The organism is Burkholderia sp. IT-111MI5, assembly GCF_949752865.1.
Classification (GTDB): domain Bacteria; phylum Pseudomonadota; class Gammaproteobacteria; order Burkholderiales; family Burkholderiaceae; genus Burkholderia; species Burkholderia pyrrocinia_C.
The window spans coordinates 44,693-61,412 of the sequence record NZ_CATKIF010000005.1; the positions used below are offsets into that span (position 1 = coordinate 44,693).

General features: G+C 70.5%; 15 protein-coding genes. 8 read left to right on the top strand and 7 right to left on the bottom strand.

The features are described from left to right. The first annotated feature begins 95 nt into the window (after positions 1-95). The gene (locus ACM6JT_RS04265; RefSeq protein ID WP_414856016.1) at positions 96-1,121 is read left to right on the top strand and encodes an XdhC family protein; all 1,026 of its coding nucleotides are present in this window, start codon (positions 96-98) and stop codon (positions 1,119-1,121) included. Between the two features lie 60 nt (positions 1,122-1,181). On the opposite strand, the gene ACM6JT_RS04270 is transcribed toward ACM6JT_RS04265, so the two are convergent. The 6 genes from ACM6JT_RS04270 to fliE form a co-directional block, all read right to left on the bottom strand. Beyond that, on the bottom strand, positions 1,182-1,916 hold the full coding sequence (locus ACM6JT_RS04270) for a PepSY-associated TM helix domain-containing protein (RefSeq protein WP_131947908.1): 735 nt from the start codon (positions 1,914-1,916) through the stop codon (positions 1,182-1,184). Between the two features lie 269 nt (positions 1,917-2,185). Continuing rightward, positions 2,186-2,503, bottom strand: a complete 318-nt coding sequence (locus ACM6JT_RS04275) for an EscU/YscU/HrcU family type III secretion system export apparatus switch protein (protein ID WP_034179301.1) — start codon at positions 2,501-2,503, stop codon at positions 2,186-2,188. Then, entirely contained in the window at positions 2,500-3,858 is a 1,359-nt protein-coding gene (locus ACM6JT_RS04280; protein WP_414856017.1) for a flagellar hook-length control protein FliK, read from the bottom strand. The genes ACM6JT_RS04275 and ACM6JT_RS04280 overlap by 4 nt, the downstream gene beginning before the upstream one ends. A gap of 137 nt (positions 3,859-3,995) precedes the next feature. Further along, positions 3,996-4,328: a flagellar protein FliT gene (locus tag ACM6JT_RS04285; protein WP_034179303.1), complete on the bottom strand. Its 333-nt coding sequence runs from the start codon at positions 4,326-4,328 to the stop codon at positions 3,996-3,998. Further along, a complete protein-coding gene (gene fliS / locus ACM6JT_RS04290) occupies positions 4,325-4,759 on the bottom strand; it encodes a flagellar export chaperone FliS (protein ID WP_034179304.1) in 435 nt (144 codons plus the stop codon). The genes ACM6JT_RS04285 and fliS overlap by 4 nt, the downstream gene beginning before the upstream one ends. 302 nt (positions 4,760-5,061) lie before the next feature. Continuing rightward, positions 5,062-5,406: a flagellar hook-basal body complex protein FliE gene (gene fliE / locus ACM6JT_RS04295; protein ID WP_034179305.1), complete on the bottom strand. Its 345-nt coding sequence runs from the start codon at positions 5,404-5,406 to the stop codon at positions 5,062-5,064. A gap of 250 nt (positions 5,407-5,656) precedes the next feature. On the opposite strand from fliE, the gene fliF reads away from it, so the two are divergent. Genes fliF through ACM6JT_RS04325 form a run of 6 tightly spaced genes read left to right on the top strand, consistent with a single transcriptional unit; the run spans position 5,657 to position 12,506 of the window. Further along, a complete protein-coding gene (gene fliF / locus ACM6JT_RS04300; protein ID WP_034179306.1) occupies positions 5,657-7,423 on the top strand; it encodes a flagellar basal-body MS-ring/collar protein FliF in 1,767 nt (588 codons plus the stop codon). Continuing rightward, complete coding sequence (fliG, locus tag ACM6JT_RS04305) at positions 7,413-8,408, top strand: flagellar motor switch protein FliG (RefSeq protein ID WP_034179307.1); 996 nt, start codon at positions 7,413-7,415, stop codon at positions 8,406-8,408. The genes fliF and fliG overlap by 11 nt, the downstream gene beginning before the upstream one ends. Next, entirely contained in the window at positions 8,401-9,084 is a 684-nt protein-coding gene (gene fliH, locus ACM6JT_RS04310) for a flagellar assembly protein FliH (RefSeq protein ID WP_034179308.1), read from the top strand. Before fliG ends, fliH begins: the two co-directional genes overlap by 8 nt. After that, positions 9,078-10,631 (top strand): flagellar protein export ATPase FliI, encoded by a 1,554-nt coding sequence (gene fliI / locus ACM6JT_RS04315; protein WP_175749031.1) that lies wholly within the window; start codon positions 9,078-9,080, stop codon positions 10,629-10,631. The genes fliH and fliI overlap by 7 nt, the downstream gene beginning before the upstream one ends. 5 nt (positions 10,632-10,636) lie before the next feature. Next, complete coding sequence (gene fliJ / locus ACM6JT_RS04320; protein WP_072437578.1) at positions 10,637-11,095, top strand: flagellar export protein FliJ; 459 nt, start codon at positions 10,637-10,639, stop codon at positions 11,093-11,095. A 31-nt stretch (positions 11,096-11,126) separates the two neighbouring features. Then, positions 11,127-12,506 (top strand): flagellar hook-length control protein FliK, encoded by a 1,380-nt coding sequence (locus tag ACM6JT_RS04325; RefSeq protein ID WP_414856018.1) that lies wholly within the window; start codon positions 11,127-11,129, stop codon positions 12,504-12,506. 54 nt (positions 12,507-12,560) lie between these two features. On the opposite strand, the gene ACM6JT_RS04330 is transcribed toward ACM6JT_RS04325, so the two are convergent. Further along, complete coding sequence (locus ACM6JT_RS04330) at positions 12,561-14,201, bottom strand: GMC family oxidoreductase (protein WP_414856019.1); 1,641 nt, start codon at positions 14,199-14,201, stop codon at positions 12,561-12,563. A 1,007-nt stretch (positions 14,202-15,208) separates the two neighbouring features. Between ACM6JT_RS04330 and ACM6JT_RS04335 the strand changes: the two genes are divergently transcribed. Then, complete coding sequence (locus ACM6JT_RS04335) at positions 15,209-16,651, top strand: coniferyl aldehyde dehydrogenase (RefSeq protein WP_414856020.1); 1,443 nt, start codon at positions 15,209-15,211, stop codon at positions 16,649-16,651. Positions 16,652-16,720: the final 69 nt, after the last annotated feature.

The window sequence follows — 16,720 nt, forward strand, 5'->3', positions numbered from 1 at the left end:
TGCACGCTGCCTGCACACGCGCGCCGGGCGGTTCATAATCCCGCCATCGAACGACGGCCCGGACCGGCGGGCCGCCCGGCAACAGGAAAAAGATGATGGAAAGCGTCGATCTCGATGTACTGAAATCCAGCGCGCGCTGGCTCGAAGAAGGGCGCCGCGTGCTGCTCGTGACGGTCGTGAAGACGTGGGGCTCGTCGCCGCGCCCCGAAGGCGCGATGCTGGCGGTGCGCGAGGACGGGCTCGTGGTCGGGTCCGTGTCCGGCGGCTGCATCGAGGACGACCTGATCGCCCGTGTGCACGCAAGCGGGATCGCGGCCGACGCGCGCCCGGAAGCGCTCAAGTACGGCGTGACGGCCGAGGAAGCGCACCGCTTCGGGCTGCCGTGCGGCGGCACGATCCAGCTCGTGCTCGAGCCGCTCACGCGCGACAGCGGGATTGCCGCGCTGTGCGCTGAAGTCGAGGCCGGCCGCCTCGTCACGCGCACGATGACGCTCGCGACCGGCCGCGCGTCGCTGTCGCCCGCGCAGGCGGCCGACGGGCTCGCGTTCGACGGCGAACGGCTCGTGACGATCCACGGGCCGCGCTACCGGATGCTCGTGATCGGCGCGGGCCAGTTGTCGCGCTATCTATGCCAGATCGCGGTCGGGCTCGACTACCAGGTGACGGTGTGCGATCCGCGCGACGAATACACGGATGCGTGGGACGTGCCGGGCACGCGCGTCGTGCGCACGATGCCCGACGATACGGTGCTCGACATGAAACTCGATGCGCGTTCGGCCGTGATCGCGCTCACGCACGATCCGAAGCTCGACGATCTCGCGCTGATGGAGGCGCTGAAGACGCCCGCGTTCTACGTCGGCGCGCTCGGCTCGCGGCGCAACAACGCGGCGCGGCGCGAGCGGCTGCGCGAGTTCGACCTGAACGAAGCGGAACTGGGCCGGCTGCACGGGCCGGCCGGCATCTACATCGGCAGCCGGACGCCGCCGGAAATCGCGATCTCGATCCTCGCCGAGATCACCGCCGCGAAGAACAACGTGTCGCTGCCGACGATCCTGCAGGTCGAGGGCGCAAAGGCCGCGCGAGAAATCGCGGCGAACAGCGGCGCGGCCTGCGGCCTCTGATCCGCACTGGCTAGCCGGACGAAGCGGCTCGCGCCGGCGGCAGGCCGGCGCGAGCGCCGATCAGGTCAGGCCGGCCGCGAGCGCCGCGGCGACCGAACCGACCACCAGCACGACGCCGACCGTGCGGCGCTTGTTCAGCTCGGTCCACAACAGCACGCCCGTCAGCGACAGCAGGATCAGCGAGCCCGCGATCGTATCCATCAGCAGCACCCAGCCGAGGTTCATCCCGACGCCGCGATGCAGGTTGTTCAGCGTCGTCAGGAACGTGTTGTCCGTGCGCTTCACCGACACATAGCCATTGCCGACCCAGTATTCGGCCTGCAGGTTCCGGTGCGGGCCGAACAGGCCGAACTGCCAGTGCTCGGGCTGCATCACACGCTGGTCGCCCCATGCGACGGCCTGCGCGGGATCCTTGCGGATGCGGCCGGGCCGGCCGTCGAAATGCAGTTCCTGCTGCAGCCATTTCGTCATCGCGGCGGGCGTCTTCGGCGCCGGATCGGGCAGCGCGATCTGCATCTGCTCGACCTGCGGCTCGCCGGTCGAAATCTTCAGCGGCGGCGCGCGGTGGTTCAGCACCACGCCCGTCACGCCGAACAGCAGCCCGAGCACCGCGCCCCACAGCCCGACCCAGCCGTGCACCTTGCGCAGCCACTTGATGAAGGTCGCGCGACGCGAGCGCTGGCGGCGCGCGGCCAGTTCGTCGTCGGTCAGCGGGCGGGCCGCCGGATGCAGCACGGTGACGCCCGCGCGCGGCATACCCGCCTTGGGAGAGTCGATCGTTTCGGGCGCGTTCACGCGAAAGTATCCATTCGTTCAAAACAACGGGCGGCGCGCAGAGATCGCACGCCGCCCGGGCAACATGAAAATGAGAATGGATATCATTACATAAATCGAATTCCGGCTCAATCGGTCCGGCTGCGCTGCAGCGCGCTCGACGAGCGAAGAAACGCCGACGAAGCGAACACGTTGCATCGAAATATCGCTCGATAGGCGACCAATGCCGGCCGAATGACCCCGCAAGGCCGAGACAGTGTTTCGTAAGAAGCGGCGCGATGGCGCGCCGTTCAGCGCAGCGGCGGCAGCGGAAAGCGCGGTGCGGCGGCGTCCGGCCCGGGTTCGGTGCGATCGAGCGCGTACAGCCACGCGAGCAGGTCCGCGACGGCCTGGTAGAGCTGCGGCGGAATCCGGTCGTCGAGGTCGACCTGCATCAGCAGCGACACCATCTCCGGCGCGGTATGCACGTACAGCCCCGCATCGTGTGCGCGCGCGACGATCATCTCCGCGAGCACGCCGTAGCCCTTCGCGACCACGCGCGGCGCGGCATCGCCGCCTTTCGGGTCGTAGACGAGCGCGGCCGCGCGCTTGCGGGACGACATGCTCATTGCGGCACCTCGTCGTCGGCGCCCGGTACGCGCGTGCCCGGCCCGCCCGCCGCACCGCGCGCATACGCGGCGGCCGCCGCCTGTGCGGCAAACAGGTCGAAGCCGTCCGGCCCGTCGTCGACCGCGCGGATCGACAGCCCGCCCACCCGTAGCCCCGATCCCTCGAGCCGCTGCCGCAGCGCGGCCTCGTGCCGCGTGAGGCGGTCGGCGCCCGTCTGGTTCGCACGCAGCCGCGCGACGAGCTGCGCGCCGTTCAGCACCAGCTCCGCGTCGACCGTACCGAGCGACGGCAACGTCAGCGTCAGGCGCGTGCGCCATGCAATGCCGTCGCCCGCGTCGTCGCCGCCGCGCGGTGCGCGGCTGCCCGGATCGTCGGGTTCGATCGTCCAGTCGAGCCGCGCGCCGGGCCACGCCTCGCCGGTCCAGCGGAACTGGTCGGTCGCGAGCGCGTCGAGCTGTTGCCTGACGAGCGGCACCGCGGCCGGGTGCACGGGAGCGAGCGGCTGCGCCTGCGGGTCAGACGACGCGGCGGCCAGCCCGGCACGCGCCGGCGTCCAGCGCGGGTCGGCGTGCGCACCGAGCGGATCGGCGGTATCGGGCGGCAACGACGCGCCCTGCCGGGCGGCCGCCGGCAACGCCTGCGCGGCGTCGCGAGCGGGGGCGCCGCCCTGGGCCGGCGCGCCCGCTTGCGCAGTCGCCCGCGCGGTCGCCGGCAGCGGCGGGCGCTGCGCGAGCAGTTCGTCGAGCACGTCGGTCGAGCCGGGCTGCGCGGCATCCGGGTCGGCCGGCGCAAGCGCGGCCGTCAGGCGCGCCTGCGGCTCGCGCATCAGCGCCGCGAGCGGACGCTGGCCGGCCAGCCACTGCGCCAGATGGGATTCGTAGAAGAGGCCGCTCTCGCTCACCGCTTGGGCGAGCGCCGCACGCAACGCCGCGACCGGCAGCGGCGCGGCCGTTTCGCGCGCCGCCGCGGCGGACGACGCCGCAGCGGAAGAAGGCGTGGAAGACGACGCCGCCGGATCGGATGCGGCCGGCGCACGCGCCGGCACGGCCGTATCGATCAGCAGCACGGCGGGATCGGCCAGCAGCGGTGCGCGCCCGGCGATCGCGGGCGTCGCGTCGCCGCCCGCGCGCGAGATCGCGTCGAGCACGCGCCCGACGTCGGACAGCGCGGTCTGCGTGGAGGCTTGCGGCGCGACGGGCGGGCCGCCGGCCGGAGGCGAGGACGACGCGCCGGTGCCCGGCGTGCCGACCTGCGCGGTCGCGCCGCCGCCGGCGGGCGCCGATACGGTGCCGGTCAGCAGGCTGTCGAGGCGGCTCGCCAGCAGCGCGGCCGCAACGGAATCGATACCGGTCATGATCGGAGCCTGCTCACCTCAGCCACATCGTTGCGAATCCGGGAGCGGCACGCCGGTGCCGCCCGCGGGAACAGCGCGCGTGCCGCGTGCGGTAACGGGCACGGGCGCCCCGCGCCCGTCTCCCCGAAAAGCGGGCCCTACCCGCGCGCGCGGTAGAGATCGGTCAATACCTTGGTCGAGCGCCGCGCCTCGAACAGCGCGGACAGCCGCGCGACGTCCGGGCTCGCGAGATCGCGGATCGCGGCGTCGTCGGCCAGGATGCGGCGAATCAGGTCCAGCTTGCGGCCGAGATCCGATTCGTCGAGCGCGACGCCCGGATCGGCTTCCTTCAGCCCGTCGACGAGCTGCATGAATTCGACCTGCAACCCCGGCAACGCGGCCCAGTCGGCGTCGCGCGCGGCGCACAGCATCCGGCCCGACACGGCTGCGAGCGCCTCGTAACGCGCGAAGTATTCGGCCTTGAGATTCATCGTGCTGCTTCCACTGCCTGTTGCGCGGCCATCCGCGCGACTTCCGGGGCGATGCCCGTCCATGCTTCCTCGAGCGTTGCGAGCAGCCCGTCGACCTCGACCAGCATCGCGTCGCTCGCCTGTGCGTTCGCTTCCAGCAGGCGCCGGCCGATATACGCATACAGCGCGTCGAGCCGGCCCGCGATCTCGCCGCCCGCGTCGCGGTTCAGCGACGCCTGCAGGCCGCTCTCGACGATCCGGATCGCCTTGCCGATCGCTTCGCCGCGCGCGGACACGTTGCCCTGCTGCAGATGCATGCGCGCCAGCGCGATCGCCTGCCGCGCGCCCTGGTACAGCATCGCGATCAGCCGGTGCGGGGAGGCGCCCATCACCCCTGTCTCGACGCCGACACGCGCGTAGGCACTGGCTCCAGCGTGTCCTGGGGAAAACATGCGCTTCTCCTTGTCATGCCTTGGCTATACGGGAGCCGCCGCCGTGCATCGCACGACGCGGCCTTCTCCGGAGTTATCGGAAGGGATTTGAAAAGCTTTAGGCGCGCGGGGCCGCGGCCGGGCGCGGAAAACCGGGCCGCCGGCCCCGCCCGGCAAGGCTGGTTGGCCGTCGCCGGGTGGCCGTCGCGGGGATGCCCTTCGCCGGTTGGCCGTCCCCGGGTGCCCGTCGTCGGATGGCCGCCCCCGGGATGCCCGTCGCCGGATGGCCGCCCCCGGATGCCCGTCGTCGGATGGCCGCCCCGTCACACCGACATCTGCATGATGTCGTTGTAAGCGCTCACCAACTTGTTGCGGACCTGAAGCCCGAACTGGAAGCCGACGTTGGCTTTCTGCATGTCGACCATCACGTCGTTCAGCGACACGTTCGGCGCGCCGACCTCGAACGCCTGCGCCTCGCCGAGCGCGTGCTGCTGGTCGCCGCTGATCTTGTCGAGCGACGCCTTCATCGCGCTCGCGAACGTGCCGGCCGTCGCCGCGCCCGAGCCGGCAAGCGCCGCCGTCGGGCTCGCGACGCCGCCGGACGCCTGCGCGGCCATCGACTGCATCTGTTGCAACACCGAACCGATTCCGCTGACGTTCGCAGTCATGCTGTCCCCAGACATAAGAGAAGAGACCCGGACGCACCGGGCGTTTCCGCCAGCGCCGCACCACGCGCACCATGCCGGATCGCGAAAAAGGATAGCAGCGCGCCGCGCGGCAAAGCCGAGAAAGTACGGGGGAAACCCCGCTCTTTTCGGTCGATCGGAGTACGGCCCGGATCACGATAATCGCATCGTGTCATTGTCCGCCCGCTCGCCCGAGCGAGCTCAGTCGTCCCGCTCCGGAGAAACTCGACGCATGGATTCGCAGGCCAACTCGCTGATCAACCCCGACGCCCGCGCGGGCCTCGCCAGCCCGGCGCCCGGCGCCGCCGCGGCCGCCGCGTTGCCGGGCGCGGGCGTCGCCGGCGCGGACTTCGGGCTCGGCGGCTTCGCGGAACGCATTCCCGGCATCTCGCGGATGAAGGGCAACCCGAAGCTGCCGTTCCTGATCGCCGCGGCGCTCGCGATCGCCGCGATTACCGCGCTCGTGCTGTGGAGCCGGACGCCCGACTACCGCGTGCTGTACAGCAACCTGTCGGACCGCGACGGCGGCGCGATCATTACCGCGCTCCAGCAGGCAAACGTTCCCTACAAGTTCGCCGATGCCGGCGGCGCGATCCTCGTGCCGTCGAGCCAGGTGCATGAAACGCGCCTGAAGCTCGCCGCGATGGGGCTGCCGAAGGGCGGCTCGGTCGGCTTCGAGCTGATGGACAACCAGAAATTCGGCATCAGCCAGTTCGCCGAACAGATCAACTACCAGCGCGCGCTCGAAGGCGAGCTGCAGCGCACCATCGAATCGATCAACGCCGTGCGCGGCGCGCGCGTGCATCTCGCGATCCCGAAACCGTCGGTATTCGTGCGCGACAAGGAAGCGCCGAGCGCGTCGGTGTTCGTCGACCTCTACCCGGGCCGCGTGCTCGACGAGGGCCAGGTCCAGGCGATCACGCGGATGGTGTCGTCCGGCGTGCCCGACATGCCCGCGAAGAACGTGACGATCGTCGACCAGGACGGCAACCTGCTGACCCAGCCGGCTTCGGCGTCCGGCCTCGACGCGAGCCAGCTCAAGTACGTGCAGCAGGTCGAGCACAACACGCAAAAGCGCATCGACGCGATCCTCGCGCCGATCTTCGGCGCCGGCAACGCGCGCTCGCAGGTCAGCGCGGACCTCGATTTCTCGAAGATCGAGCAGACGTCGGAAAGCTACGGCCCGAACGGCGTGCCGCAGCAGGCCGCGATCCGCAGCCAGCAGACCAGCAGCGCGACCGAACTCGCGCAGGGCGGCGCGTCGGGCGTGCCGGGCGCGCTGTCGAACACGCCGCCGCAGCCGGCTTCCGCGCCGGTCGTCGCCGGCAACGGCCAGAACGCGCCGCAGACGACGCCGGTCAGCGACCGCAAGGACCAGACGACCAACTACGAGCTCGACAAGACGATCCGCCATCTCGAACAGCCGATGGGCAGCGTGAAGCGGCTGTCGGTCGCGGTCGTCGTCAACTACCAGCCGATCGCCGACGCGAAGGGCCACGTGACGATGCAGCCGCTGCCGCCCGCGAAGCTCGCGCAGGTCGAGCAGCTCGTGAAGGACGCGATGGGCTACGACGAGAAGCGCGGCGACTCGGTGAACGTCGTGAACAGCGCGTTCTCGACCGCGAGCGATCCGTACGCCGACCTGCCGTGGTGGCGCCAGCCCGACATGATCGCGATGGCGAAGGAAGCCGCGAAGTGGCTCGGCATCGCGGCCGCCGCGGCGGCACTCTACTTCATGTTCGTGCGCCCGGCGATGCGCCGCGCGTTCCCGCCGCCCGAGCCGGCCGTGCCGGCGCTCGCGGCGCCGGAAGATCCGGTCGTGCTCGACGGCCTGCCGGCGCCGGTCAAGGCCGACGACGAACCCGACTCGCTGCTGCTCGGCTTCGAATCCGAGAAGAACCGCTACGAACGCAACCTCGACTACGCGCGCACGATCGCCCGCCAGGATCCGAAGATCGTCGCCACCGTCGTGAAGAACTGGGTGTCCGATGAACGCTGAAGGCTTGACCAAGAGCGCGCTGCTGCTGATGTCGATCGGCGAGGAAGAGGCCGCTGAGGTATTCAAGTTCCTCGCGCCGCGCGAGGTGCAGAAGATCGGCGCCGCGATGGCCGCGCTGAAGAACGTCACGCGCGAGCAGGTCGAGAGCGTGCTGCAGGACTTCGTGAAGGAAGCCGAGGAACACACCGCGCTGTCGCTCGATTCGAGCGAATACATCCGCTCGGTGCTGACCAAGGCGCTCGGCGAGGACAAGGCCGGCGTGCTGATCGACCGCATCCTGCAGGGCAGCGACACGAGCGGCATCGAGGGCCTGAAGTGGATGGACTCGGGCGCGGTGGCCGAACTGATCAAGAACGAGCATCCGCAGATCATCGCGACGATCCTCGTGCACCTCGACCGCGACCAGGCGTCCGAGATCGCGTCGTGCTTCACCGAGCGGCTGCGCAACGACGTGCTGCTGCGGATCGCGACGCTCGACGGCATCCAGCCGGCCGCGCTGCGCGAGCTCGACGACGTGCTGACCGGCCTGCTGTCCGGCAGCGACAACCTGAAGCGCAGCCCGATGGGCGGCATCCGCACCGCGGCCGAGATCCTGAACTTCATGACGAGCGTGCATGAGGAAGGCGTGCTCGAAAGCGTGCGCCAGTACGACGCCGATCTCGCGCAGAAGATCGTCGACCAGATGTTCGTGTTCGAGAACCTGCTCGACCTCGAGGATCGCGCGATCCAGATGGTGCTGAAGGAAGTCGAATCGGAAACGCTGATCATCGCGCTGAAGGGCGCGCCGCCCGCGCTGCGCCAGAAGTTCCTCGCGAACATGTCGCAGCGCGCGGCCGAACTGCTCGCCGAGGATCTCGACGCGCGCGGCCCGGTGCGCGTGTCCGACGTCGAGACGCAGCAGCGCCGCATCCTGCAGATCGTGCGCAACCTCGCCGAGAGCGGCCAGATCGTGATCGGCGGCAAGGCGGAAGACGCGTATGTCTGATTCGGCGAGCGATCGCGCGGGCACCCTCACCGCCTACCAGCGGTGGGAGATGGCGTCGTTCGACCCGCCGCCGCCCCCGCCGCCGCCCGACGACGCGGCAGCGGCCGCCGCCGCGCTCGCCGAGGAACTGCAGCGCGTGCGCGATGCCGCGCACGCCGAAGGCCATGCGGCCGGCCACGTTGAAGGCCAGGCGCTCGGCTACCGGGCCGGTTTCGAGCAGGGCCGCGAACAGGGTTTCGAGGCCGGCCAGGCCGCTGCGCGCGAACAGGCCGCGCAGCTCACAGCGCTCGCCGCGTCGTTCCGCGAGGCCGTGTCGAGCGCCGAGCACGACCTCGCCTCCGACATCGCACAACTCGCGCTCGACATCGCGCAGCAGGTCGTGCGCCAGCACGTGAAGCACGACCCGGCAGCGCTCGTCGCGGCCGTGCGCGACGTGCTCGCGGCCGAACCCGCGCTGTCCGGCGCGCCGCATCTCGCGGTGAATCCGGCCGACCTGCCCGTCGTCGAAGCCTATCTGCAGGACGATCTCGATACGCTCGGCTGGAACGTGCGCACCGATGCGTCGATCGAGCGCGGCGGCTGCCGCGCGCACGCCGCGACCGGCGAGGTCGACGCGACGCTGCCCACGCGCTGGCAGCGCGTCGCCGCCGCGATCGGCAAGGTGAGCACGTGGTGACGCGGTCGCCCGAATCGCTCGCGCATGACGGCATGACGCCGCTCGAGCGCGAACTCGCGCTCGCGTCGTTCGGCCCCGCTGGCGCACACGACACCGCACACGACACGCAACCGCATGCGACCGCTTCAACGGCCGCCGCACACGACGCCGCGCCGCGCGCGCCGCACAATCCGCATCTCGCGCACTGGCGCACGCACCTGAACGGGCTCGCCGCGCGCAGCCACCGCGCGCTGCCGCTGCGGCCGTGCGGGCGCCTCACGCGCGCGGCGGGCCTCGTGCTCGAGGCGATCGGGCTGCGCCTGTCGGTCGGCGCCGAATGCACGATCGAATTGCCGCCCGGCAGCACGCTGCCGCACGCGGAAGCGGAAGTCGTCGGCTTTGCCGGCGACCGCCTGTTCCTGATGCCGACCACCGACGTCGCCGGCGTGCTGCCCGGCGCGCGCGTGTGGCCGCTCGAAAGCGCGCCCGTCGCCGATCCGCTCGCGGGCGCGAAGCGGCTGCCGGTCGGCTGGGAGATGCTCGGGCGCGTCGTCGACGCGTCGGGCCGCCCGCTCGACGGCCTCGGGCCGCTCGCATCGAAGGTCGATGCGCCGCTGTCGGCGCCGTCGATCAACCCGCTCGAACGCGAACCGATCCACCACGTGCTGGACGTCGGCGTGCGCGCGATCAACGCGCTGCTCACCGTCGGCCGCGGGCAGCGAATGGGCCTGTTCGCGGGCTCCGGCGTCGGCAAGTCGGTGCTGCTCGGCACGATGGCGCGCTATACGAGCGCGGAAGTGATCGTGATCGGGCTGATCGGCGAACGCGGCCGCGAAGTGAAGGAATTCATCGAACAGATCCTCGGCGAGGACGGGCTCGCGCGCTCGGTCGTCGTCGCGGCGCCGGCCGACGTGTCGCCGCTGCTGCGGATGCAGGGCGCGGCCTACGCGACGTCGCTCGCCGAATATTTCCGCGACCAGGGCAAGCACGTGCTGCTGCTGATGGATTCGCTGACGCGCTACGCGATGGCGCAGCGCGAGATCGCGCTGGCGATCGGCGAGCCGCCCGCGACCAAGGGCTATCCGCCGTCGGTGTTCGCGAAGCTGCCCGCGCTCGTCGAGCGCACCGGCAACGGGCCGGAGGGCGGCGGCTCGATCACCGCGTTCTACACGGTGCTGACCGAAGGCGACGACCAGCAGGACCCGATCGCCGATTCGGCGCGCGCGATCCTCGACGGCCACATCGTGCTGTCGCGCACGCTCGCCGAGGCCGGCCACTATCCGGCAATCGACATCGAGGCGTCGATCAGCCGCGCGATGACCGCGCTGATCGACGAAACGCATCTCGACCACGTGCGGCAGTTCAAGCAGATGCTGTCGCGCTACCAGCGCAATCGCGACCTGATCGCGGTCGGCGCGTACGCACCCGGACGCGACGCGCAGCTCGACCGCGCAATCGCGCTCTATCCGCGCATCGAGGCGTTCCTGCAGCAGGGCTTTCGCGAATGCGCGCCGTTCGCGTCGAGCCTCGCCGGGCTCGATGCGCTGTTCGACGCTTACGGAGGCTGATCACGATGGCTCACGGCTTTCCCCTTCAACTGCTGCTCGACCGCGCGCAGGAAGACCTCGACACGGCCGCGAAGCAGCTCGGCACCGCGCAGCGCGACCGCACCGCGGCTACCGAGCAGCTCGACGCGCTGCTGCGCTATCGCGACGAATACCACGCGCGCTTCGCGCAATCCGCGCAGCACGGGATGCCGGCCGGCAACTGGCGCAATTTCCAGGCATTCATCGACACGCTCGACGCCGCGATCGCGCAGCAGCGCAACGTGCTCGCCGCGGCCGAAGTCCGCATCGACGAGGCACGCCCGAACTGGCAACAGAAGAAACGCACCGTCGGCTCATATGAAATCCTGCAGGCGCGCGGCGTCGCGCAGGAAGCACGGCTCGACGCCCGGCGCGAACAGCGCGACGCCGACGAACACGCCGCGAAGATCCTGCGCATGCGGGCCGACGCGGCCCGCTCGTCGTAACCGACCACCGCATTCGAACGAGAGAACCGCCATGCCTCCCCTGCCCCTGCTCGGCGTGCTGATCGACACCGCCAGCGCCGCACTCAAAGCCGCCCGCGGCGCGGGTTCGTCCGGCACCGCCGCCGGCAACGATGCCGCGACCGCCAAGGCCGCCGTGCCGTTCGCGCAGACGCTGAAGCAAAGCGTCGCCACGCGGCGCGACGCGACGAATCCCGCCACGCCGGATGCGTCGACGACGCAGGCTTCATCGAAGCCGGCCGCCGGCACGAAGCCGTCCGGCACCGACGACGACCAGTCGACCGACGCCGCGAACGCCACCACCAACCCCGACGCCGGCGCACTCGCGGCCGCCGCGGCCGTGCAGGCACAACTGCAGGCGCGCACGGACAACGCGACGCCGGCCGATGCCGCTACCGCCGCCGCCGCTACCGTCACCACGGCCGCCGCTACCGCGCAAAAGACGGCCGTGTCCGGCCAGCCCGATGCGACGGCCGCGCTGGCGGACCACGCGGCCGGGGATGCGGCCGCCCAGCCGGCCACGCCGGCGTCGACCCGCGACGCGCTGCAAGCGGCGCTCGCCAAGCTGACCGGCGGCTCGGGCGCAATCGCGACGCCCGCGAGCGGCACGACGGCTTCGACATCGGCACCGGCATCGTCTGCATCTTCTGCATCGACCGCCGCCGCACCACTGACGCCGAAGGTGCCGACGTTCGACCGCACGCTCGCCGACGCGAAAGAGGTGCTCGCCACGCAGCAGACGCCGACGCAGGCCACCGCGCAGGCGCTGCAGGCCGACGCGAACGTGCAGTCCGGCGCGCAACATGCGCTCGCGGCCGCCAGCGAAGCAACGGACCCGGCCGCCAGCGCGACGCTCGCGGCCGGCGCAACCGCTGCGGCCGCCGCGCAGGCGAACCTGCAGTTGTCGCCCGCCGCGAGCGCGATCGCCGCCGCCAATACGCACGTGCTCGCGCCGCACGTCGGCACCGCCGACTGGACGGACGCGCTGAGCCAGAAGGTCGTGTTCCTGTCGAACGCGCACCAGCAGAGCGCCGAGCTGACGCTCAACCCGCCCGATCTCGGGCCGCTGCAGGTCGTGCTGCGCGTTGCGGACAACCACGCGCACGCGCTGTTCGTGTCGCAGCACGCGCAGGTGCGCGACGCGGTCGAAGCCGCGCTGCCGAAGCTGCGTGAAGCGATGGAAGCGGGCGGGCTCGGGCTCGGCAGCGCGACCGTCAGCGACGGCGGCTTCGCATCGCAACAGCAGAACCCGCAACAGACCTTCGCCGGCGGCCAGTCGCCGCGGCGCGGGCACGGCGGATCGTCAGCCGTCGATGCACCCACCGACGCTGCGCAATCCGCACCGGCCGCCGCGAGCGTGAGCCGCGCCGGCCTCGTCGATACGTTTGCATAGGGCCTGTTCCCGCTAATAACGGGCTTGCGCCGGCCGCCGCCCGGTGCGCGCCGCTCAGCGGCCGTGCACCGCCGCGGCCGCCTCGCCGCGCGGCACGCCGCCCCTGCGCGCGGCGACGATGAAGTCCGCCGCGCGTTCGCCGATCATCACCGACGGCGCATTCGTGTTCCCGCCGACCAGCGTCGGCATCACCGACGCATCCACCACGCGCAGCCCTTCGACGCCGCGCACGCGCAGTTGCGGATCGACGACCGCGCGCGCATCGGAGCCCATCCGGCACGTGCCGACCGGGTGATAGATCGTGTCGGCATGCGCGACGATCGTCGCGCGCAGCTCGGCTTCGCTCTGGTCCGCCCGCGTGTACAGCTCCCGCCCGCCCTGCGATGCGAGCGGTGCCTGCGACAGGATGCGGCGCATCGCCTGCGCGCCGCGCACGAGCAGGTCGAGATCGCGCGGATCGCTGAAGAAACGCGGATCGATCAGCGGCGCGTCGCGCGCATCGCCGCTCGCGAGCGCCACCGTGCCGCGGCTGAACGGCCGCAGCGCGCACACGTGCAGCGAATAGCCGAAGCCCCAGTGCATCTTGCGGTTGTGGTCGTCGACGAGCGCCGTGCAGAAATGCAGCTGCAGGTCGGGACGATCGAGCGACGGATCGCTCTTGATGAAGCCGCCGGCCTCCGCGACATTGCTCGTCATCATCCCCGTGCGGCTCGAGAAATAGCGCGCGAGCGCCGGCGTCATCTTCGCGATCCCGCGCAGGCACACGCCGACCAGTTCAGACGAATTCACGCGTGTGTTGATGATGAAGTCGATGTGGTCGATCAGGTTCGTGCCGACGTCCGGCGCATCCTGCACGACCGCGATCCCGTGCCGGCGCAATTGCTCGGCCGGGCCGATCCCCGAGCACATCAGCAGTTGCGGCGAATTGAACGCACCGGCCGACAGGATCACTTCCGCGCGCGCGCCGAGCGTCTCGACGCGGCCGTTGCGCGATATCGCGACGCCGACCGCGCGCTTGCCGTCGAAGCCGACGCGCAGCACCGTCGCATCGGTGATCACGTGCAGGTTCGGCCGGTTGCGACCATAGATGTACGCACGCGCGACGCTGCAGCGCGAGCCGTCGCGATGCGTGACCTGATAAAAGCCGACGCCTTCCTGCGTCGCGCCGTTGAAGTCGTCGTTCAGCGGATAACCGGCCGCGTGCGCGGCCTGGATGAATCGTTCGGAGAACGGATTGCGAAAGCGCAGATCCGACACCGACAGCGGGCCGTCCGCGCCGTGCCACGCATCGGCGCCGCGCTCGTTGCCTTCCGCGCGGCGGAAATACGGCAGCACGTCCTGCCAGCCCCAGCCCGTTGCGCCGAGCTGCGCCCACTCGTCGTAGTCGCCCGGGTGGCCGCGCGTATAGATCATCGCGTTGATCGCGCTCGAGCCGCCCATCCCGCGCCCGCGCGGCTGGTAGCCGCGCCGCCCGCCGAGGCCCGGCTGCGGCACCGTCTCGTAGCCGTAGTTCGTGCCGAGCTTGAACGGCACCAGCGCCGCGATGCCGACCGGCATGTTGACGAGCAGGTTGCGCTCCGTATGCGAGCCGGCCTCGATCAGCGCGATCGTCGCATCGGGGCAGGCATCGGCGAGGCGGCCTGCCAGGCTCGAACCGCCCGAACCGCCGCCGACGATGATGTAGTCGTATTGCATGTCACGTCTCCGTCGTGTCATGGAAGGCGCCCGGCATCGCCGCGCGACCGTGTCCCCTCTTACAGGGTCTGTTTGCATATGGAACGCACATGCGAATGCCCGAAATCGCTCGTAGGGCAAGAAGTGAGGAGCGCCGTTTGGCCGAGCCAAACAAGCGACGAGCGACGCCGCCATACGGGCGATTTCGGGCATTCCCGTGACATGAACTCTTTAATTTGGGGTTGCCCCGAGAAGGGCCGCTCGCCACGTTGCGCTCCTTGCGAATACGTCAGTATTCGCGGCGTCGCGCGCGTCGCGAGCGGCCCTTCTCGGGGCAACGCATGTGCGTTCCATATGCAAACGGACCCTGGTGTTCGGGCATTGTAGGAATGGCCGTCGTGCGCGCGGCGCGCGGATTCAAGAGCGATTCCTCTAAACGCCCGCGTGAACTAAATTTAAGATGTATCGATTCGCTTCGCGCGACACGCCGGCCACGAGAAGCCGATCCGTCGCGAAACGGGAGAGACGACGATGCAGCGCCAGGTTCTGCAGGCCGTGTGTCGACCGGGTTGTCCGGATGCACCGCACGCGGCCCGCATTTCATTTCAAACGGCTGCCGGCGCGCAGACGTACAACGTCGTGCGCGCAGCCGATCGAAATCGAACGGCACGCGTGGTCGCCGACCGTTTGGACGGCTGTCTGCCGCAGCGGCGCGATGCGCTGCAACCCGTATTGGCGTGCGCGTTGCGCTGCCCCGCTTCGCTGCACCGGCAAGCGCTCGCGCTGCGGCGTCGCGTGCCCGACAGCAGTCGTATCGCGCGGCACGCGAACACGCCGCGGTGCGGTTTTCGGATGCGGATACCGTCGCGCGGATGCGACGCCCGCCGCACGCTGCAACCGATTTTCGAGCATGCGTCGCATCAGGCCGCGCGACGCGCACTACCCCGATCCGCGTCGCCGCGCTCGCCGAGCGCTCGCGTGCGGCGTGACGGCTGGCCGACCAGCCAGGCCCAACTGGAGGAGACAACATGAAGAACGACCTGCCCGAACTGGCACCGCAAGCATTGTCGCCGGCCGATGCGCTGACGTCGCTGCTGCGCGACCAGCGCGCGGCCTACCTGCGCGCACCGTACCCGGCATGGGAAACGCGCGTGCAGCACCTGCGCGCGCTGCGCACGATGCTGATCGACAACGCGGACGCGCTCGCCGAAGCGATCAGCGCCGATTTCGGCCATCGCGCGAAGCAGGAAGTGCTGCTGTCGGAAATCTGGATGGCGAAGGAAGAGATCGACGACGCGCTCAAGCACGGCAAGCGCTGGATGAAGCCGATCCGCAAGCCGATGAACAAGTGGCTGCGCCCGGCGCGCGCGAAGGTGATTCCGCAGCCGCTCGGCGTGGTCGGCATCGTCGTGCCGTGGAACTACCCGGTGCTGCTCGCGGCCGGCCCGCTGATCTGCGCGCTCGCGGCCGGCAACCGCGCGATCGTCAAGATGTCCGAACTGACGCCGCGCACGTCGGCGCTGTTCGAGCAACTGATCGCGAAGACCTTCATGCGCGACCACGTCGCGGTCGTGAACGGCGATGCGGAGGTCGGCGCCGCGTTCAGCGGGTTGCCGTTCGATCATCTGCTGTTCACCGGCTCGACGCAGGTCGGCCGCCACGTGATGCGCGCGGCCGCCGACAACCTCACGCCCGTCACGCTCGAACTCGGCGGCAAGTCGCCGGCAATCGTCGGACCGAATGCGCGCTTCGACGCGGCCGTCGACGCGATCGTCGCGGGCAAGACGCTGAACGCGGGCCAGACCTGCATCGCACCCGACTACGTATTGCTGCCGCGCGGCATGGAAGCCGCGTTCATCGAGCGCGCGCGAGCACGATTCGCGAAGATGTATCCCGACCTGTCGACCAACGGCGACTACACGACGATCGTGTCGCCGCGCCATTACGCGCGGCTGCAGCAACTCGCGAGCGATGCGCAGGCGGCCGGCGCGCAACTGCACCCGCTGTCCGACGCGCAGTCCGACCCCGCGTCGCGCCGCTTCGTGCCGTGCGCGGTCACGCAGGTGCCGGCCGCGTCACAACTGATGCAGGAGGAAATCTTCGGGCCGCTGCTGCCGCTCGTGCCGTACGAGCGGCTCGACGAGGCGATCGCATACGTGAATGCGCGCCCGCGTCCGCTCGCGCTCTACCTGTTCGACGAGGACGGCGGCACGATCGACCGCGTGATGCACGAAACGATCTCGGGTGGCGTGTCGGTCAACGAAACGCTGATGCACATTGCGTGCGGCAGCCTGCCGTTCGGCGGCGTCGGTGCGAGCGGCATGGGTGCGTACCACGGCTACGACGGCTTCGTGACGTTCTCGAAGATGAAGCCCGTGCTCACGCAGCCGCGCCTGAACGCGCGCAACCTGCTCGCGCCGCCGTACGGCAAGCGCTTCGCCGCGCTGATCAAGCTGATGCTGAAGTTCTGAGCCGGACGGGCCGCGCGCATTGCGCCGCGGCCCGCGCAAGCCTGCCGCGCGGCGCCGGTGCCGCGCGCG